This is a genomic window from Hamadaea flava, assembly GCF_024172085.1.
Taxonomy (GTDB): Bacteria; Actinomycetota; Actinomycetes; order Mycobacteriales; family Micromonosporaceae; genus Hamadaea; species Hamadaea flava.
In genome coordinates, this window is record NZ_JAMZDZ010000001.1 from 550,253 (window position 1) to 567,634 (window position 17,382).

At 70.4% G+C, this 17,382-nt stretch carries 19 protein-coding genes and 1 pseudogene; 10 read left to right on the forward strand and 10 right to left on the reverse strand.

Annotated elements, in window-relative coordinates; genetic code table 11:
* Window positions 1-46 precede the first annotated feature (46 nt).
* Window positions 47-1,201 (reverse strand): annotated as a pseudogene (locus HDA40_RS42435) (MMPL family transporter); the annotation flags it as partial.
* A gap of 50 nt (window positions 1,202-1,251) precedes the next feature.
* Here HDA40_RS42435 and HDA40_RS02820 point away from each other — a divergent pair.
* Window positions 1,252-1,851, forward strand: coding sequence for a hypothetical protein (locus tag HDA40_RS02820; RefSeq protein WP_253751178.1), 600 nt, complete (start codon window positions 1,252-1,254; stop codon window positions 1,849-1,851).
* On the opposite strand, the gene HDA40_RS02825 is transcribed toward HDA40_RS02820, so the two are convergent.
* A complete protein-coding gene (locus tag HDA40_RS02825) occupies window positions 1,838-2,422 on the reverse strand; it encodes a DUF4291 domain-containing protein (RefSeq protein ID WP_253751179.1) in 585 nt (194 codons plus the stop codon). The genes HDA40_RS02820 and HDA40_RS02825 overlap by 14 nt on opposite strands.
* A gap of 163 nt (window positions 2,423-2,585) precedes the next feature.
* On the opposite strand from HDA40_RS02825, the gene HDA40_RS02830 reads away from it, so the two are divergent.
* Window positions 2,586-4,613: a HelD family protein gene (locus tag HDA40_RS02830; RefSeq protein ID WP_253751181.1), complete on the forward strand. Its 2,028-nt coding sequence runs from the start codon at window positions 2,586-2,588 to the stop codon at window positions 4,611-4,613.
* Between the two features lie 48 nt (window positions 4,614-4,661).
* Here HDA40_RS02830 and HDA40_RS02835 read toward each other — a convergent pair whose 3' ends face one another.
* The 5 genes from HDA40_RS02835 to HDA40_RS02855 all read right to left on the reverse strand — a co-directional run bounded on the left by HDA40_RS02835 (window position 4,662) and on the right by HDA40_RS02855 (window position 8,443).
* Entirely contained in the window at window positions 4,662-5,045 is a 384-nt protein-coding gene (locus HDA40_RS02835; RefSeq protein WP_253751183.1) for a Rid family detoxifying hydrolase, read from the reverse strand.
* Window positions 5,042-5,494, reverse strand: a complete 453-nt coding sequence (locus HDA40_RS02840; protein ID WP_253751185.1) for a RidA family protein — start codon at window positions 5,492-5,494, stop codon at window positions 5,042-5,044. Before HDA40_RS02840 ends, HDA40_RS02835 begins: the two co-directional genes overlap by 4 nt.
* A 143-nt stretch (window positions 5,495-5,637) precedes the next feature.
* Window positions 5,638-6,780 (reverse strand): peptidoglycan recognition protein family protein, encoded by a 1,143-nt coding sequence (locus HDA40_RS02845; protein ID WP_253751187.1) that lies wholly within the window; start codon window positions 6,778-6,780, stop codon window positions 5,638-5,640.
* Between the two features lie 59 nt (window positions 6,781-6,839).
* Window positions 6,840-7,583: a polysaccharide deacetylase family protein gene (locus tag HDA40_RS02850; RefSeq protein ID WP_253751189.1), complete on the reverse strand. Its 744-nt coding sequence runs from the start codon at window positions 7,581-7,583 to the stop codon at window positions 6,840-6,842.
* Window positions 7,580-8,443 (reverse strand): glycosyltransferase family 2 protein, encoded by an 864-nt coding sequence (locus HDA40_RS02855; RefSeq protein ID WP_253751192.1) that lies wholly within the window; start codon window positions 8,441-8,443, stop codon window positions 7,580-7,582. The genes HDA40_RS02850 and HDA40_RS02855 overlap by 4 nt, the downstream gene beginning before the upstream one ends.
* Before the next feature lie 210 nt (window positions 8,444-8,653).
* Between HDA40_RS02855 and HDA40_RS02860 the strand changes: the two genes are divergently transcribed.
* The 8 genes from HDA40_RS02860 to HDA40_RS02895 are packed head-to-tail and all read left to right on the forward strand — an operon-like array spanning window position 8,654 to window position 15,433.
* Complete coding sequence (locus tag HDA40_RS02860; protein WP_253751195.1) at window positions 8,654-9,592, forward strand: 3-oxoacyl-[acyl-carrier-protein] synthase III C-terminal domain-containing protein; 939 nt, start codon at window positions 8,654-8,656, stop codon at window positions 9,590-9,592.
* A complete protein-coding gene (locus tag HDA40_RS02865) occupies window positions 9,589-10,476 on the forward strand; it encodes a diiron oxygenase (protein WP_253751197.1) in 888 nt (295 codons plus the stop codon). The genes HDA40_RS02860 and HDA40_RS02865 overlap by 4 nt, the downstream gene beginning before the upstream one ends.
* Window positions 10,466-10,708 carry a hypothetical protein gene (locus HDA40_RS02870; RefSeq protein WP_253751200.1) on the forward strand — a complete coding sequence of 81 codons (243 nt, stop codon included), beginning with the start codon at window positions 10,466-10,468 and terminating at the stop codon, window positions 10,706-10,708. Before HDA40_RS02865 ends, HDA40_RS02870 begins: the two co-directional genes overlap by 11 nt.
* Window positions 10,705-11,583, forward strand: coding sequence for a class-II aminoacyl-tRNA synthetase family protein (locus HDA40_RS02875; RefSeq protein ID WP_253751203.1), 879 nt, complete (start codon window positions 10,705-10,707; stop codon window positions 11,581-11,583). The genes HDA40_RS02870 and HDA40_RS02875 overlap by 4 nt, the downstream gene beginning before the upstream one ends.
* Window positions 11,580-12,635 carry an SDR family oxidoreductase gene (locus HDA40_RS02880; RefSeq protein ID WP_253751205.1) on the forward strand — a complete coding sequence of 352 codons (1,056 nt, stop codon included), beginning with the start codon at window positions 11,580-11,582 and terminating at the stop codon, window positions 12,633-12,635. The genes HDA40_RS02875 and HDA40_RS02880 overlap by 4 nt, the downstream gene beginning before the upstream one ends.
* Complete coding sequence (locus tag HDA40_RS02885) at window positions 12,619-13,707, forward strand: DUF3419 family protein (RefSeq protein ID WP_253751208.1); 1,089 nt, start codon at window positions 12,619-12,621, stop codon at window positions 13,705-13,707. The genes HDA40_RS02880 and HDA40_RS02885 overlap by 17 nt, the downstream gene beginning before the upstream one ends.
* Window positions 13,704-14,744, forward strand: a complete 1,041-nt coding sequence (locus tag HDA40_RS02890) for a GNAT family N-acetyltransferase (protein ID WP_253751211.1) — start codon at window positions 13,704-13,706, stop codon at window positions 14,742-14,744. Before HDA40_RS02885 ends, HDA40_RS02890 begins: the two co-directional genes overlap by 4 nt.
* Before the next feature lie 35 nt (window positions 14,745-14,779).
* Complete coding sequence (locus HDA40_RS02895; protein ID WP_253751214.1) at window positions 14,780-15,433, forward strand: hypothetical protein; 654 nt, start codon at window positions 14,780-14,782, stop codon at window positions 15,431-15,433.
* Between the two features lie 28 nt (window positions 15,434-15,461).
* On the opposite strand, the gene HDA40_RS02900 is transcribed toward HDA40_RS02895, so the two are convergent.
* From HDA40_RS02900 to HDA40_RS02910, 3 genes are read right to left on the reverse strand one after another with little or no spacing between them, the layout of a single operon-like run.
* The gene (locus HDA40_RS02900; RefSeq protein ID WP_253751216.1) at window positions 15,462-16,400 is read right to left on the reverse strand and encodes a DUF1152 domain-containing protein; all 939 of its coding nucleotides are present in this window, start codon (window positions 16,398-16,400) and stop codon (window positions 15,462-15,464) included.
* 42 nt (window positions 16,401-16,442) lie between these two features.
* A complete protein-coding gene (locus HDA40_RS02905) occupies window positions 16,443-16,928 on the reverse strand; it encodes a GrpB family protein (RefSeq protein ID WP_253751219.1) in 486 nt (161 codons plus the stop codon).
* On the reverse strand, window positions 16,925-17,353 hold the full coding sequence (locus tag HDA40_RS02910; protein ID WP_253751221.1) for a hypothetical protein: 429 nt from the start codon (window positions 17,351-17,353) through the stop codon (window positions 16,925-16,927). The genes HDA40_RS02905 and HDA40_RS02910 overlap by 4 nt, the downstream gene beginning before the upstream one ends.
* Between the last annotated feature and the right edge of the window lie 29 nt (window positions 17,354-17,382).

Here is a 17,382-nt window from a genome sequence, read left to right on the forward strand (position 1 = left end):
AGGCGACGAGCACCACCACCGAGAAGCCGGGCCAGGTCAGCGTGCGGGCCCACCAGCCGCGCGGCTCGCGTACCGCTTTCGGCCGTCGCCGCGACCGCCCCGGCGCCCACAGCACCGCCCGCCCGAGGATCGCCAGCAGCGCCGGCACCAGCGTCACCGCGACCACCATGCCGATGGTCACCGCGACCGCCAGGCCCGGCCCGAACGCGCGGAAGGTCGGCGTGCCGGCCACGATCAACGCGCCGGTCCCCGCCGCAGCCGTCGCTCCCGCGGTCATGATGATCGGCGAGAACCGCGCCGTCGCGAGCCGCGCGGCGGACAGCCGGTCCATGCCGTCATCAAGGTGTACGCGCAACGCCGAAACGTAGAACACCACGTAGTCGGTGACCACCCCGAGCAGCAACGCGACCAGCAACGGCTGTGTCTCCTGTGGAACCGCGACGTCGAAGCGCGCCGCGAGCGCGCCGCCCACCCGCAGCGTGATCACGATGGCCAGGCCCGCCACGGCCAGTGCGAGCACCGGCGCGACCACCGAGCGGAACGCGAACGCCACGATGACGAACACCGCCGCGACCGTCGCGACCTCCAGCCAGGTCAGCGAGGACAACACGATCCGCCCCTGCTCGACCCGGGCGGGCACCGAACCGGTGACCCCGACGACGTGATCCTGCGGGCCGTAATACTTCGCAACGAACTGGTCGGCCGCGTCGACCTGCTCGGCCAGACTCACATCGGGCCTGGTGAACAGGTACGTGATGATGGTCGTGCCGTCCTCCCGCGACCCGGGCAGCAGCTTCTTCTCGTTGGTGATCGGCACCGCCGCCAGAATCGGCTGCACATCGGCGTATTGGCCCTCCGAGACCGCCCGCGCGCGGGACACCGCCTTGGCCTGCACGTCGAGCGGCAGTCCACGCGGATCCCGTTGCACCACGGCGACTCGGCTCAGCAGCGGAAAGCCGAACTTGTCGTAGGACCGCACCTCGGTCTGGACCGCCGGGTTGCCGACCGAGACGAGCTGGCTGAGATCCTCCCCGGCCTGCCCGACCGCCGGCAGCAATCGCACCGCCGCGATCGCCGCGGCCACCCAGAACGCCACCACCAGCCAGCGCAGGGCGACCAAGACCCAGGCGTAGACCTTCATTCCGCTCCCCTGCCGCTCGCCCCGTTCCGATGTGCGCGGCCGGTACCCACGCGGCCGCATCCCGGAAACCCCGCCCTGGGCGCGACCGGCAGGCCGTCTAGATTGGAGGGATGCAGCGCACGCCGCCGGACGAACTGATCGCCGAGGCCGCCCAGAATCCGGGCGGCTACGTCTACGAGATCGACGGGGAGATGATCGGCGATCCCGACGGATACATTCCGCCGGAGGCGATCCTGGGCGCCTGGGAGGTCGGGCCGGACGGCGTCCTGACGGGCGAGTACGAGCCGAACGAGGAGCACGGGCCGCCGCAGGACGACTTCAGCCACCTGACCGAGGCGGACCACTGGCTCGACTGGATGGGCGAGGACCCCGCTGCCGCCATCCGCGAGTCGGTCCTGGAAGTGTTGCAGGATCAGGTGCCGGACGCGTCGCTGCGCTGGATGAAGATCGTCGCCGAGCCACGCTTCCTCACGGCGGGCCGGCCCGCGCCCGACGATCCGGACAAACTGATCGTCACCCGGGCGGCGCTCGCGCTGTCGTTCGGACTGGGCGTCGACTCCGGCGACAGCTACGAGATCCTGTGGGGCGTGTTCAGCGTCGCCGTCGTCGGCCTCGACGAGCCGGCCGGCCGCAGCCGCGTCTGGTTCGACCTGTGGGCCGACCTCGATGAGGCCGAGGAGCAGCTCCCCGACCGCATCAGCGGCTTCTGACCGCCTCGGCCGGGGCATAAGGGCGCTCGGCGGGGAGCATGTCGCGGGCGTCGTCGAGGCCGCCGCCCCGGATCACCGCCCGGATAGCCTGGCACTGCGTCGTGATGTCGTCGATGCCGACGATCCAGTCCTCGGTGTAGCGGCGTACGGCTTCGCCGGAGAGGCCGACCTGGATCGCGCGGTGCGGCAGCGGACGCAGGTGCAGGTCGCGCTCGGGGTCCCACTGGATGCGCACAGGCGCGCGCAGCGACCGCTTCCAGTCATCGCGGTCGCGGTGGACGCCGCGCTCGTAGCTGCTCAGTGCGCTGTTCGCGAGCGCCCAGTCGAACCCGTCGCGGCGGATGCGGATGGCGAGCACGCGCTCCTGACCGGCCTTGCCGCCCCAGCCGCAGCGGTACATCATCCACAGGAAGGACGGCTTGATCCAGGTCATCCGGTCCCGCTTGAAGCCCGGCCCGAAGCGCCCGGAGAGGGCGGCGGGCTCCGCGATAGCCGGGTTGTACGCCTGGTAGACGGTGATCGTCTCGTCGTCGTGCAGCGCCCGGATCTGCCGGGCGGGAATCTCGTTCATAACGAGGGCAAGGTATCGATCGGAAAATCGGTTGAGCCTCCGAGTTTCGCCGGGATAGGCTCCTCCGCCGCAATCGAGGCGAACCCCTCGCAGCGTACGCACGCTGAACTGAGGACGGGCGTGACTGCCGGCTGAATCATCACGACTAGGGATGGACTTCAGCATGGACGAGAGCACGGAGATCACGGCGGAGCAGGCGTACCTGGCGCACGCGCGGGGCGCGTTGGACCGGATGCGGCAGGACGTGCTGGACACGGAGACCCCGGAGTTCGTCTCCGGCACCGACGAGGTGTGGTTCAACACGATGTACCGGATCGCCCGCGCCCAGCGGGGCCGGGATCTCGTCGATCTGCCGGACGTCCCGCTGTTCTTCGGCCGGCTCGACTACGACCCGGGCACGGTCTTCGAGGATTCGTCCGGCGGCGAGGACCGCGTCTATGTCGGGCGGCGGCATGTCCGGGACAACGACGGCACCCCGTTGGTGGTGGACTGGCGGGCACCGGTGTCGATGCCGTTCTATCGGGCGACGCCGAAGGACCGGCTGAGCGTCGTCCGGCGCCGGCGCTATGGTTTCGCTGAAGGTGCGCTGCTCACGGCGTATGAGGATGAGATTCTGGGGAGCGGGGCCAGCGGGCCGGGCGCGTTGCTGGCCGCGGAGATCGAGCGGCCACGGTCTGGGCCCATGCGCGACATCGTCGCGACCATCCAGCCCGAGCAGGACGAGTTGGTCCGTGCGCCCCTCCAGCCGAGCATCTGCGTGCAGGGCGCGCCGGGGACCGGCAAGACCGCGGTGGGCCTGCACCGGCTGGCTTACCTGTTGTACGCGGAGCCGCAGCGGCTCGGCGCGGGCGTGCTGGTGGTGGGGCCGAACCGGTCGTTCTTGTCCTACATCCGGCACGTGCTGCCGGCGCTGGGCGAGGTGTCGGTGGGCCAGAAGACGATCGATGAGCTGATCGACCGGACCGTGTCGGCGGTGGACACTCCGAACGCCCTGCTCGTGAAGGGCGACGCGCGGATGGCCGAGGTGCTGCGGCGGGCATTGTGGAGCCATGTGTCGCTGCCCGGCGAGGATCTGGTGTACGTGCACGGCTCGACTCGATACCGCGTCGGCCAGGGCCGGATGGCGCAGATCGTGAGCGAGATGCAGTCCGTACGCTATGCCGCCGGGCGGGACGGCGCGGCGCAGCGGATCGCGGGCCTGGTCGTGATGCAGATGGAGCGGCGCGGCGCGACGCCGGACGACCGAGAGGTGGCGGCAGTTGCCCGATCCAAGCCGGTGAAGGGTGTCCTCGACGCGGCCTGGCCGAAGCTGACGCCCGAGCAGGTGCTCTTCCGGCTCCTGTCCGACGCGGACTTCCTCGCCTCGTGTGCGGCGGATCTGCTCGACGAGCAGGAGCAGGCGGCCGTGCGGTGGGCCAAGCCCGCTCGCTCGGTGAAATCGGCCCGGTGGTCGGCGGCCGACACGGTGCTGCTCGACGAGCTGGCCGGGCTGATCGACCGGGTGCCGTCGCTGAGCTATCTGATGGTGGACGAGGCGCAGGACCTCAGCCCGATGCAGTGCCGGGCGCTCGGCCGCCGCTGCGGCAACGGATCGCTGACCGTGCTGGGCGACATCGCGCAGGGCACGAGCCCGTGGGCGGCCGGTGACTGGCCGTCGCTGCTGGCCCATCTCGGCAAGCCGGACGCGGAGGTCGCCGTGCTCGACCGCGGTTTCCGGGTGCCCGCCGCGATCATCGAGTACGCCGCCAGGCTGCTGCCCGCCATCGCTCCCGGGCTCGGCGTGCCGACCTCGGTCCGGCGTACCGCCGGTGCGCTGGAGGTGCTACCGGTGTCTGCCGGTGAGCTGGCCTCGGCTGTGGTGGACGCCGGTAAGGCACGGCTGGCCACCGAAGGCTCGGTCGGCGTCATCGCCGCCGACTCGGACATCGCCGCCCTGCACGCGGCGGTGACGGCGGCCGGGCTCGATACCGCGCTCGTCGGCGTCGACGAGGACGCCTTGGAGTCGGCCCGGCTCGTGTGCGTACCGGCGGGGTTGGCCAAGGGGCTGGAGTTCGACTCGGTGATCGTCGTCGAGCCGGCCCGGATCGTCGCCGCCGAGGAGCGCGGGCTGCAGCGGCTCTACGTCGCGCTGACCCGCGCGGTCAGCTCGCTTCAGGTGCTGCACGCCGAACCGTTGCCCGCCGGGTTGTGAGCGGATCGGCGGCTGAGGCGCCGGGTGGCGTCTCAGCCGCCGGCTGGGCTACAGGACGGCCAGTGCGTCGATCTCGACGAGCATGCCTGGGGCGAGCCCGACGAAGACCGTGGTCCGGCTGGGGAACGGGGCTTGGACGAACTCCTGGTAGACCTCGTTCATCGCCGCGAAGTGCTCGTGGCTGGTGAGGTAGACCCGCATCATGATGACGTCGTCCATCGTGGCGCCCGCGGCGGCGAGCACCGCGACCACATTGGTGAGCGTCTGGCGGGTCTGTTCGGCGACGCCGCCTTCGACCAGTTGTCGGGTCGCCGGATCCAAGCCGACCTGTCCGGCGACGGCGACCGTGTTGCCCTTGCGGACGGCCTGCGAGTAGCTCGCCGCCGGGCTGGGGGCCTGGTCGGTGGAGTACGCCACCTTGTCTTGGCTCATCGGACCTTCACCACCATCTCGACCTCGACGGCCCAGTTGAACGGGATGGTCATCCCGACCGCGCTGCGGCTGTGCTGCCCGGCCGGGCCGAAGACCTCCCGGAGGAGGTCGCTGCACCCGTTGACGACCGCGGGCGTGTCGTCGAAGTCCGGGGCGACGTTCACCATGCCGAGAACCTTCACGAACTGCTCGATGTCGTCGAGCGAGCCGACGAGCGAGCGGATGGCCCGCAGATTGTTCAGCGCGCACATGCGCGCGGCCTCGTACGCCTCCGCCACGGAGACGTCGGCACCGACCTTGCCTTTGATGTCCTTGCCGTCCCACGAGGAGATCTGACCCGAGGTGAAGATCAGATCACCGACCCTGGTCGCGAGCGCGAACTTGCCGTTGTCGAGTTCGATGGGCTCGATGATCAAGCCCATGCCCTTCAGCGTCTCTTCGTAGGACACAGTCATCCCCTAGGTACGGTGAATCTTCGCTCTGCCGACGCATTGAACCACGCTGTGCAGCGCGGATGCGAGGTAGCGCGGCGTGTCCGGCGGATCTTGTCAGGAGGTTGCCGGGCGGCGCAGTCACCGCCCGGCGACACATGTCAGTACTGGAATGCCTCGCGAACGGCGCCGCCGACGACGGCACACCAGGTGGAGAGGTCGACCTTGCCGTTGGGGTGCAGTCCGTGCAGGCGCTGCATGTCCTGGACGGCCTTCATCGTGACGTGGTCGTACTCGCCGGTGACGAGGACCTCCGGCCAGCCCTTGCGGTTGAGCATGTACTGCACCGCGCTGACCGGCAGGCCGGTGGCGTCCTTCTCCAGCTCGACGACCAGCGCCTCCCAGGTCGCCAAGGTGAAGGTGGCGTCGGCGTCGACCGGGATGCCGTTGGCCGCCTGGAACGCCCCGACGGCCGCGACCGTGGCGGAGCCGAACGCGCCGTCGGTGGGCACGGCGTATCCGTGGTGGTTGAGCAGATACTGACCGACCTGCACGATCGGGCTGTTGACGAAGCGCCAGATGTCGGGCCAGCGCCGGTCCGGGATGTCGGCGTGGTCGGAGCCCATCGCTTCGGCCACCCGGGAGCGTACCGAGGGGAACAGCTTGTAGAACTCGATGCCGGGGCAGTCGGTGAACCGGAAGTCCCAGTGCCCGAAGATGTCCCAGGCGTGCAGCCCGAACCGCTGCGAGACGGCCACGCACAGCCGCACCAGCGAGTTCAGCAACGCGTCCGGCGGCACCTCGGTGATGTAGGTGCCCTCGTTCTCGATGCCGATCGCGTTGCCGTTCTCACCCGGGCAGTGCGCGGCGACGACCTGGTGGTCGCCGGCCTCGAGCCGCTCGAGGCTGCGGTGGCGGCCTTCGAGGACGTAACCGCCCCGGCTGACGGTGAAGTGCTGACCGGTGTCGGCCCAGCCGTTGCCGTCCATGTGCAGGTCCTGGCAGTCCTGGGCGAGCTTGACGGCCTGCTCCCGCGAGTAGTCCGTGACGTTCGGGAACGCCATGTGATGCAGGATGATCTTGTTGGTGGTGTTGTTGGTCAGCTGGATCGTGCTCGACGGCGGCCGGGCGCCCCACGAGTCACAGTCGATGATCCAGGGGAACTCGCTGCTCGGAGCGGCCGCCGCGGGCGTACCCGTGGCCAGCTCGGTGCCGACGACCGCCACCGCGGCCAGGCCCAGGCTGGCGCGCAGGAGCGTACGCCGATCCACTTCGGAGATCGCATCGGGGATGTCGTGTGCCATGAGGACCTCTTGGGGGCGAGGGTGGCAGATTTCTTCGTCATGCCACGGGCTCACGAAGACTATTTGCGCCCAGCAGTCCCCGCAAGACCCTGGTAGGCGGACACCCCCAGCAGCTTGTCCACGGTGACAAACTTGTAACCTCGCTGCAGAAGGCCGTCGACGGTTTCGCGTACGGCGCGCACGGTCTCGCCGCGATTCCCGCCGTGGCCGTCGAATCCGTCGTGGAAGATGAGGATCGATCCCGGACGCGTCTTCGCCACCGCCCGGCGGCCCATGCGTACGCCGGACGGCTGGAACACCTCCAGCGCGTGCCCGAACTCCCCCGCCACCGGGTGCAGATCGCGGCGGCGCAGCATCCGCAGCAGGCCCGGATGCCGCCAGAGCCACGGCGTACGCGCCAACGCCGGAGTGCGGCCGGTGACCTGGGTGAGGATCTGCTGGGTCCGCTCGACCTCCCGCTCGTACGCACCCGGCCGCAGATAGGTGCCGAACCGATGGCTCAGCGAATGGTTGCCGACGACGTGCCCGGCGGCGATCACCCGCCGGACGACGTCCGGATGCCGCTCGACGCACTGTCCGACATGGAAGAAGGTCGCCTTGACTCCCCGATCGTCGAGGATGTCGAGGATCTCCGAGGTGTACGGCTCGTTCGGGCCGTCGTCGAAGGTCAGCGCGACCACCTTGTCCCCGGCCGGGGCGCGGTGCGGGTAGGTCCGCGCCGTCGGCCCGAACGGCGCCATCAGCAGCCAGTACGCCGCGCCCCCGAACGCGACGACCAGCAGCACGGCGCCGAGGACGATCACCGGTTCTCCCGCCCAGCCAGCACCGGCGTCGCCACGGCGACGGGAGCCATCGCGGCAGCGGGAGCCGCGGCCCGCATCGCAGCCGGAGCGGCGGCCTGCGCGGGCAGCGCCGCCTGGAAGGAGCCCTGCTCGTGCCGGAACGCCGGAGCCGAGCCGAGCACCCGCCGGCCGGCGATCCGGTTCACGCCATAGGTGAGCAGGTAGTGCACGGGAAGGCTGACGAACACGTTGTAGGCCAGGCCCCGGGTGAACCGCCGGCCCGAGGTGAACGTGGGGTTCGCGTGGGCGTACAGGACCCGGCCCTGCTTGCGCAGCCGGCGCAGCTGGTCCAGCTCGTCGCCGCCCTGGGTCAGGTTGGTGTCGTAGCCGGTCCAGGCGTCGCGGCGGAACGCGATGTTGGTCGCGCTGGCGTACATGGCCCGGCCGGTCAGCTTGTAGACGCCGTTGACCGCGCCGAACAGCGTCCGGCCGTACACCCGGCCCCAGCGCGGGCCGTCGGCGTACTCGCACGGGCCGACGACGGCGACGACGTCGGCCCCGGTGCGGAACTGGGCATCGATGCGGCTGAGCCAGTCGCGGCCGTACACGGTGTCGGCGTCGGCCGAGACGACGATCTCGCCCCGCGCTTCGAGCGTGCCGCGCTGCCGGGCGTTGCAGACGCCGGGCGTGGGCTCGGTCACCACCCGCGCACCGAGGTCGCGGGCGATCTGCGCGGTGTCATCCGTGCAGTTGTTGTCGACCACGATGACCTCGAAGCCGCCGTCGAAGTCCTGCTTCTGCAGCGACAGCAGCGCGTCGGCGACGTAGCCGGCCTCGTTGAAGCACGGGATGACGACGCTGAACCTGATCTTCTCTGCCATGCGGTTCAGTCTTCGGCGTCGGGGCCTGCCTGAACCATCAGGAGCTCCCCCGAGTTGGACGTGGGGTTATCCCCCGTAAGGAGCTGCGCTCAGCCCCAGATCAAGCCCGCTACCCAGGCGAGAGAACCCGGCTGGTGGGGTGAACGACTCAGGGCGACCTGAGTACCGGCGCTCATGACCGGGCGGCCCGTCCTGCCGACGATGGAGGCCATGGACGGGGTTTATCTCGGATCACTGACGTACGCGCTGGGAACCCAGAAGCGGCACGTCCGCGAGTCCGCCGAAGCGGAGCTGCTGCGGTCGGCCGCGAGCGACCTGGAGGCGGCCGGTTTCCGGTGGCATCACGTATGCGCGCCGGATGAGACGGCATACGACTTGGCGCGCCGGGCGGTGGCGGAGATCGAAGGAACCAGCGGCCTGCACGACATCGACGCGATCGTCTACGCGACCTGCCTGCCCGAACCGCAGGACGGCCCGATCCGCGACGTCAAGGTGCTGATGGACTTCCCGGCGAGCCGGTTGCAGGCCGAGTTCGGGCTGCGCGACGCGATCGTGGTCGGGCTGCATCAGCAGGCGTGCACCGGGATGCTCGGTGCGCTGCGGATCGCGAAGGCGCTGCTGGCTGCCGAGCCGGAGTTCCGGCGCGTGTTGTGTGTGACCGCCGATCGCTTTCCCGACGGCGCCTGGTACGAGCAGGCGTACAACGTGATCTCGGACGGGGCTGCCGCGTGCGTCGTCGGCCGGGAGCCGGACGTGTGCCGGTTGCTCGCCGTTCACCAGATCACCAACGGCGGGCTCGGCCGGGCAGGCGATGACGAGACCGTCGGCACCTACTTCGCGTACACGCACCGGATCGTGCGGGAGACCGCGGCGCGGATCGGCGTCTTTCCGTCCGAGCTGGACTGGATCGTCCCGCAGAACACCCACGAGCAGGCGTGGCGGATCGTCGCCCGGCTGCTGGCGGTGGACCACGGGCGGGTGTGGCATCCGTCGCTGCCGGACGTCGGCCATGTGATCTCCGCCGACGTGGTGGTGAACCTGACCGCGTTGCTGGCCTCGGGCCAGACGCGGCCCGGTCAGCGGATCGCGCTGGCGATGGCCGGGTTCGGGCTGAACTGGCAGTGCGCGGCGCTGGAGGTGACGAAGTGAGCGCGTTGGCCACCGCCTTGGCGGAGGTGGCGCCGACGGCCGAGCGGCTGAGCCGGTTGTCCGAGCGGGCCTTCCAGAATCCCTACACGACAGTCGACTGGCCTTCCACCGTAGAGCCGGAAGCGGACTGGTTCACCAGTCCCGAATACGTCAGCCTCTACGGCACCGACGTGTGGCCGGGCCTCGACGAGAAGGCTCGCAAGCGACTCGCCTTCCACGAGGCGGCCGGTTTCTACAGCCTCAACATCCATGGCGAGAAGTCGCTGATGCAGGGCCTCGCCGCCCGGCTGTACCGCAGTGATCTGGCCGCGTTCACCGGCTACCTGCACCATTTCCTCGACGAGGAGAACAAGCACAGCGTCTACTTCGGAGGCTTCTGCACCCGATACGCCCGTGTGCACCGGACGCGGCAGCTGCCGTTCGCCACCGAGCGGCCGCGCGATGTGGACGACTTCCTGTTCTTCGCCAAGACGATGATCTTCGAGGAGATCGTCGACCACTGCAATCGCATCCAGGCCCGGGATCGGCGGTTGCATCCGCTGGCGCGGTTCATCAACGACAGCCATCACCGGGACGAGGCCCGACATCTGGCCTTCGGTCGGCAGTTGACCGCCGCGCTCTGGGCGGCGGCGGCACCGGGCTGGGAGCCGGCGGTGATCGACGAGATCCGCGCCGACCTCCACCGTTTCCTTGCTGCCAGCTGGCGTGACTACTACCACCCCGACGTCTACGCCGACGCCGGCTTCGCCGAACCCTGGGAACTGGCCGACCTGGCCTGGTGTACGCCCGCGCAACGGGAGCATCGGCGGCGGGTCTCGGCCAAGTGCCTGCGGGTGCTGACGGCGGCCGGCGTACTGACCGAGGAGCCGTCCGATGCCTTCTGAGACCGAGATCCGGCAGGCGTTGCGAACGTTCGTCGCCCGGCACGCCGGAGACGTCGCGATCACCGACCAGACCGCGCTGTTCACGGTGCGCGTCCTGCGGTCGATCCACCTGCCCGAGCTGATCATGCTGCTCGAACGGCTGCGCGGTGCGCCGATCGACGTCGAGCAGCTGCGGATCGGCGACTTCGACAGCATCGACGCGATGCTCACCCGCTTCGGGAGACCCGCATGACCACGCTCGCCGACCTCACCGACCTCGGGCTGCGCTGGGACGCGTACGGCCAGTCCGGGCTGTCCGGTCCGCTGCTGCGCCTCGCCGACGACCTCGATCTGGCGCTGCGCCGGCTGGCCGGGAGCTGGGACGCCGTCGAGGAACAACCGCCTGCGACGCTGCCTGCAGCGGACCTCACCAGTCACCTGCGCGCCTTCCCGCACCAGGCCACCTTCACGATGGGGCTCGAACCCGGCGACGTCAATCTCGGCGAGTTCGCCGACGGCCCGGTGGTCGACCCGGCCGGATCCGTCGTGCTCACGCGCACCGGCCCGGTCACGACCGTCCTCACTCCGGCTGCCTGCTTCCACGTGTACGCGCAACGCCGGGGTGTGCAGCTGGCCGAGGCGGCGTACGTGACGACGCGGTCCACGTGCTTCCGCCGCGAGGAGCGCTACGAGCCGCTTCAGCGGCAGTGGAGTTTCGCGATGCGGGAGATCGTCTGCCTCGGCACCTCGGCCGAGGCGGCGTCGTTCCTCACCGACACCCGGACGCTGGCCGACGACTTCAGCCGGTTGGTCGATCTGCCGCTGGACTGGTCGCCCGCGACCGATCCGTTCTTCCGGCCGCACCTCCAGCCCGGGTTCCTGATGCAACGCGTACAGCTGGTCAAGCACGAGGCGGCCTATGGCGCGTTGGCGCTCGCCTCGGCCAACCGGCACCACTCGCATTTCGGCTCCACCTTCGGCATCTCGCGGGACGGTGTGCCGGCGTCGACGGCGTGTGTCGCCTTCGGCCTCGAACGCTGGCTGTACGCCCTGGTCGACCGGCACGGCACCGACCCGGGTAGCTGGCCGGACCTGGTGGCGGCGGCGGAGCAGGCGGTGGCCCGATGACGACGCTGATCACCGGCGCGGACGGCTATCTGGGCCGCCGCATCGCCACCGCCCTGGCCGCCGACGACGACCTCGTGCTGGCCGTACGCGCGGCGGACAACGCCGAGCTGAACCGGAAACGCGCCAAGCTCGCCCACCTGCCCGGGGCCGAGGTCGTCCCGGCCGATCTGCGCGACGGCGACCCGTTCGCGTACGTGGATCCCCGACGGATCACGCGGATCGTCCACGCGGCCGCGCTGATTCGGTTCGACCTTAAGCGCGACCGCGCCGAGCAGGTCAACGTGACCGGCACGGCCCGCGTACGCCAGTTCGCGGAGCGCTGTGGCGACCTCGACCGGCTCGTCTTCCTGTCCACCCTGTACGCCGCCGGCCGCCGCCACGGCGAAGTACGCGAGACGCGGCTGACCGACGCCGGGTTCGCCAACCATTACGAGTGGTCGAAGTGGGCGGCCGAGGAGGTCCTGCTCGCCTCGGATCTGCCACTGACCGTGCTGCGCCTGCCGACGGTGATCGCCGAGGACGACAGCGGCGCGATCGGTCAGTTCAACGTCTTCCACCACACGTTGCGGCTGTTCCATCAGGGGCTGCTGACGCTGCTGCCCGGCGACCCGGCGACGCCGCTGAGCCTGGCCACCGCCGAGTTCACGGTGGACGCCGTGCGGGCGATGCTCGCGGCCGATCCGGGGATCTACCACGTCTGCGGCGGGGCGCTGCCGCTCGGCACAGTGATCGACACGGCGTTCACCGTGTTCGAGCGGGATCCGGCGTTCCTGCGGCGGATGCTGCCCCGGCCGTTGCCGTGCGACCGGGCTGCGTTCCTCGACCTGGCCGACGCGGCCCGGCGGCTGCGCGGCGGCCCGCTGCAACCGGCGCTGACCTCGATGCTCCCCTTCGCCGAACAGCTCTACCTGCCCAAGACTTTCCGGACCGACCGGCTGCGCGCCGCCTGGCCCGGATATCGCGAGCCCGACCCCGTCGCCGTCATCGCGGCGGCCACCGGCGCTCTGCTCGCGGCGCCGGTCGAGAGGAGACGCCATGCTGCAGCGCGTTGAACTGCCCGGAGCGGTCGACGATCGGCTGTTCTTCGCCCAGGTCCGGGAGGACCCGCAGGTCGAGATCGACGCCTTCGCCGGGCGCTGGGACGGCCCGATCGCCGTGGTCAGCTCGGCCGGATGCACCGCGTTGTCCCTGGTCGCCGCAGGTGCGCCGGACGTCACCGGGGTGGACGTCAACCGTACGCAGAACCATCTCGTCGAGTTCAAGGCGGCCGCGGTCGACCGGCTGGATCGGCGTACGGCGCTGGGCCTGCTCGGGGCGGTCCCGATGAGCGCCGACGACCGGCGGTACGCGTACCGGGGCATCCGCGGAGTGCTGAGCTCGGCGGCGAGCGGCTATTGGGACGGCCGTCCCGCCGCCGTCGGCCGGGGTGTGCTCCAGTCCGGCGTCACCGAGCGGCTGATGCGCCTGATCGCCCGCGTCGTACGCACGACGCACCGCCGCCGGGTGCCGGACTTGCTCCGGCTGTCCACCATCGACGATCAACGACGGTTCTATCGCGACGAGTGGGACTCGCCGGCCTGGCGGGCGCTGTTCCGGGTGCTGTGCAACCGGCTGGTGCTGCGGCGGGCGTACGACGAGCGGTTCTTCGCCCACGTCGAGGACGGAACCTACGCGGCTCACTTCCACGCCGTCGCCGAGCACACGCTGAGCGACCTCTCGGTGTCCGACAACTACTTCCTGCACTACCTGCTCACGGGCAGCTATCCGGTGACGAGCCGGCCGCCCTACCTGGCCGGCTCCGTCCCGGTCGGTCGGCTCGACCTCGTCGACGCCGCGTTCACCGACTATCTGCGTACGCGGCCGGACCACAGCATGGCCGGTTTCGCCTTGTCGAACATCTGCGAATGGCTGACCGCCGAACAGATCGACGACCTGTTCGCCGAGATCGTCCGAACGGCCCGGCCCGGCGCCCGGCTCGTCTTCCGCAACTTCGTCGGCTGGACCGAGGTGCCCGAGCGCTGGCGCGACGCCGTACGCGAGGACCGCCCGCTCGGCGAACGGATGATCCGCGCCGACCGCAGTCTGTGCCAGCGTCGTGTCGCCGTCTGCGAGGTGGCCGCATGAGAGTCCGTGACGCTCGCCCCACCGACAACGACGCCTTGGTGAGCCTGGCCGCGCAGTCCACGATGGATGGCGACCTCGCGCTGCGGTTCGACCGCGAACCTGACTACTTCGCGCTGAACCGCCTCGCCGGGGACACCTGGCGGGTCGGCGTGGTCGACGGCGACGCCGGGCCGCTCGGGTGCATCGCGGTCGCCCGCCGGACCGCGTTCCTGGACGGCGAACCGGGCGAGATCGCGTACGTCGGCGACCTGAAGGTCCACCCGGACTTCCGGCGGCGGGGCGTCGCCCGCTCGCTCGGGCATTGGGCGTACGCCGCCGCACAAGATCTGGTGGGTCCGCACGCGCCGATGATCTCGACGGTGCTGGCGGGCAACGACGCCGCCGCGACGCTGGCCCTGGGCTTCCTCCCGGGCGTGACCCGCTGGGCGACCATCCGCTCCGCCAGCGTCGACCTGCTGACCCGGCACCGGCCGCGCCTTTCGGATCTCGGCGTACGCCTCGCCGAACCGTCCGACGAACCGGAGATGGTCAAGCTCTGGCACCGGCTGGCGACGCGACGGCAGTTCGCGCCCGTCCTCGCCGGTCTCCCGTTCGGCCAGCCCGGTCTGGAGTACCTGCTGGCCCGGCGGCCGGACGGCGACCTGGCCGGCTTCGTCGGGCTGTGGGACCAGCACGACATCAAGCAGATGCGCGTGATGGGCTACTCCCCCAGGCTGGCCGCCATCCGCCTCGCGTTCAACCTTGCCGCCCCGTTGTTCGGCACGCCGCGGTTGCCGAAGCCGGGCGGAGCGCTCGGCTACCGCACGGCGGTCAACGTGTGCGCCGACACCCCGGAGACACTGCGTACGCTGCTGCGCCACGGCTGCGACCGGCTCCACGGGAAGTACTCGTTCCTCACCGTCGGCCTGGACACCCGCGATCCGCTGGCCTGGGCGCTGACCGGGTTGCGCGCCCAGCCGACCGACGTCGACCTGCTGGTGCTGAACGGTCCCCGCGACCGGGACGCGTCCGTCCACTTCGAAATCGCCACGGTCTGACGACGCTGTCGGTGGCCGCCGCTAGAGTGCCGCGCATGACTTTGAGTCGCGGCTGGGTCTCCGCCGGATTGGGACCCCATCGTCCGGTGAGCGGAACCTACGGCTTCGATCCCGCCACGGACCTCCCCGCGCTACCGCTGGACCACCCGGGCGGGCTCCACGCCTGGATGACCGAACTGGTCCCGCTGAACGAGCTGGCCAAGGGCCGCTACGGGATGGCCACGCTGGGCGGGCCGGTCAGCATAGCGGGGCACCGGGCCGCGCTGCCCGACTCGTTCATCGCCTTCATGAAAGACTCGGCGCTGCGCGACTCCGTTCCCACCTGCACCTCGTGCTACTGGGAAAGCGACCTGCCGGCCGCACCCAGCCCGGTCACCGAAGGCGCCACCCTCGTCCGCTTCCTCAACGACCAGCAGGGCTGCCTCTTCTGGTACCTGCACCTGCTCCCCTCCGGCGCGCACGAGGTCGTCTGCGGCGGCATCGCGTACGACTGCGAAGAGGCCGAACCGCACGAGGCAGCCGAAGACCTTCTGCTCGTGGCCGACGACTTCGACGAGTTCATCGCCCGCTTCTGGATCGAGAACCTCGCCTGGTACGAGGTGGTCGGCCAGAAGCGAGCCGAGGACGAGCTGTCGCCGCCGGTACGCGACTACGTCCGCCAGCTCGGCCCCGTCGACGAACTCAGCTGACCTGACCCGGTTACCCGGCCACCCGGTGTCAGTGCGGGATCGGGCGGCGCGGCCGGATCTCGGCCTGCTCCCGGTACGCCTCGATCGCCAGCCCGACCTCCAGCGGCGTACGGGAGTGCTCGATCAGGTCGCGGTAGCGCAGCTCGGCGGCCAGCGCGTCCAGGCCGACGACGAAGTACAGCGCCATCAACGGGTTCACGAACAGCTCGGTGCCACGAGTCCGCGCGGTCACCGGTGCGTTGCCGAACTGGCCTCGCAGCGCGGCCGCGACCTGACCGTGCACGATGCTGGCATGCGCCGGGTGTTCGCGGGCGGCGTGCGCGACCGCCTCCAGATAGCCTTCCGGCGACACGGTGCAGGCGCCGTGATAGCCACCCGTCCGTTGCAGCGCGGCCAGGTTCTCCAGCACGTGCGCATGGCAGACGCCGTGATGTGAGTCGATGCCGAAGCCGAGGCTGACGACCAGCTTCAGCGGCACGTCGAGGCCCGAGACCGCCGTCAGACTGGTCATGTCCTCCTCCGGCGTGCCGATGCCGGCCTCGTCGCCGCGCATCAGGATGTCGGTGCCGCCGTCGGCCAGGACGATCGCGTCGACGTCCAGCAGCTCCACCAGCTTCCGGTACGCCGCCCGCAGCGGGCGGACGCCGGTGCGTTCGAAGGCGTACACGACGGGATCGTGGCCCTTGGTGTGCAGCCAGCGGGCGAGCGCACGTTCGGGAAAGTACCGGTCGTTGCCGGGCGAGTCCGACCGGATCACGGCCAGCCCGGTACGCAGCCACGCGTCCGGCTTGAGCATGCCCAGCTCGCTGATCGAGAAGCTCGCCAGCGACACGCGTACGCCCGCCGCGCGCAGCGCCAACGCCAGCGGCAGTCCGGCGTACACGTCGAAGCCACCGCCGGCCCCGGCGATCAGCACATGACGGGCTGATCGGAGACGGTCGGCGACGGGCAGGGACAGCAGTGTCACGCGGCCACGGTAGCGAGCCTCCCGAGCTGGGCGCGACGCATTTCAGCGGAGCAGGTCCTGGATGAAGTCCGTCTTCGCGCGGGTGTACGCCCGACGGTCGTCGGCGTGCCGGGCGGCGAGGTCGCGCTTGAGAGTGCTGTAGCGGGTGACCGCATCCGGATCGGCGCGGAGGCGATCGCGTACGGCGAGGTAGCGCGACCACTGCGGATCGTCGGCGGCGACCACGTGCAGATGGATGATCCGCACCCATGCCTCGGACTCCTTGACGAAGACCTGCCCGCCGTCCGGCCCGGCGTCGCCGCGATAGATGTACCCGGCTCCGGTGAGCGCGTCCCGCGCTGGATCGAACGGCACTCCAGGTCCCTGGCGGACGGCGAGGTCGATCACCGGCTTCGCGGCGAGCCCCGGCACCGAGGTCGATCCGATGTGCTCGACACCGCCCGTCAGCCCGCCGAGCAGCGCCGCCACGTCGGCCGCATAGGCGGAGCCGGTGACCAGCCACGACGGGTCGTGGTCGGCGACCGTCACCGTTCCATACCGTAAGCCGAGCTGGGGCATGAGGTGACTCTACGTACCCAGGGTGCGAGCTGGAGTACGCCGAAGGTCACCTCCACGGCGAGGAAGACCCACAGGATTCCGCTGACCCCGTGGCCCAGGGCGTACGCGAACCAGGTGGAGAACAGCAGCCGGGCGAATCCGTCGAACAGCCCGTGGATCGGCAGCGGACGGGTGATCCGCAGCAGCGCCCAGATCAGCACGACCGAGCCCATCAGGGTGGCGTACAGGGATTGGAGGGGGTCGAGGGGTGGGAAGCCGCCGAGGCCGACGGCCGTTCCCAGGTCCGACAACGCGTCGTGCAGCAGCGCGTATGTCCATGGGGTTGCGAACCCGGCCGTCACGATCAGGTCGTACCAGGCGCTGATCCGGACGGTCCGCAGGTATTTCTTCGTCATGATCGGGACGCTAAACCCTGGAGTACGCT

What these genes read in the sequence shown, in the direction of transcription:
- HDA40_RS02820 (WP_253751178.1), top strand. Translation starts at nt 1,252, where the DNA reads ATGCAGCGCACGCCGCCGGACGAACTGATCGCCGAGGCCGCCCAGAAT.
- HDA40_RS02825 (WP_253751179.1), bottom strand. Translation starts at nt 2,422, where the DNA reads ATGAACGAGATTCCCGCCCGGCAGATCCGGGCGCTGCACGACGACGAG.
- HDA40_RS02830 (WP_253751181.1), top strand. Translation starts at nt 2,586, where the DNA reads ATGGACGAGAGCACGGAGATCACGGCGGAGCAGGCGTACCTGGCGCAC.
- HDA40_RS02835 (WP_253751183.1), bottom strand. Translation starts at nt 5,045, where the DNA reads ATGAGCCAAGACAAGGTGGCGTACTCCACCGACCAGGCCCCCAGCCCG.
- HDA40_RS02845 (WP_253751187.1), bottom strand. Translation starts at nt 6,780, where the DNA reads ATGGCACACGACATCCCCGATGCGATCTCCGAAGTGGATCGGCGTACG.
- HDA40_RS02855 (WP_253751192.1), bottom strand. Translation starts at nt 8,443, where the DNA reads ATGGCAGAGAAGATCAGGTTCAGCGTCGTCATCCCGTGCTTCAACGAG.
- HDA40_RS02860 (WP_253751195.1), top strand. Translation starts at nt 8,654, where the DNA reads ATGGACGGGGTTTATCTCGGATCACTGACGTACGCGCTGGGAACCCAG.
- HDA40_RS02870 (WP_253751200.1), top strand. Translation starts at nt 10,466, where the DNA reads ATGCCTTCTGAGACCGAGATCCGGCAGGCGTTGCGAACGTTCGTCGCC.
- HDA40_RS02875 (WP_253751203.1), top strand. Translation starts at nt 10,705, where the DNA reads ATGACCACGCTCGCCGACCTCACCGACCTCGGGCTGCGCTGGGACGCG.
- HDA40_RS02880 (WP_253751205.1), top strand. Translation starts at nt 11,580, where the DNA reads ATGACGACGCTGATCACCGGCGCGGACGGCTATCTGGGCCGCCGCATC.
- HDA40_RS02885 (WP_253751208.1), top strand. Translation starts at nt 12,619, where the DNA reads ATGCTGCAGCGCGTTGAACTGCCCGGAGCGGTCGACGATCGGCTGTTC.
- HDA40_RS02890 (WP_253751211.1), top strand. Translation starts at nt 13,704, where the DNA reads ATGAGAGTCCGTGACGCTCGCCCCACCGACAACGACGCCTTGGTGAGC.
- HDA40_RS02895 (WP_253751214.1), top strand. Translation starts at nt 14,780, where the DNA reads ATGACTTTGAGTCGCGGCTGGGTCTCCGCCGGATTGGGACCCCATCGT.
- HDA40_RS02910 (WP_253751221.1), bottom strand. Translation starts at nt 17,353, where the DNA reads ATGACGAAGAAATACCTGCGGACCGTCCGGATCAGCGCCTGGTACGAC.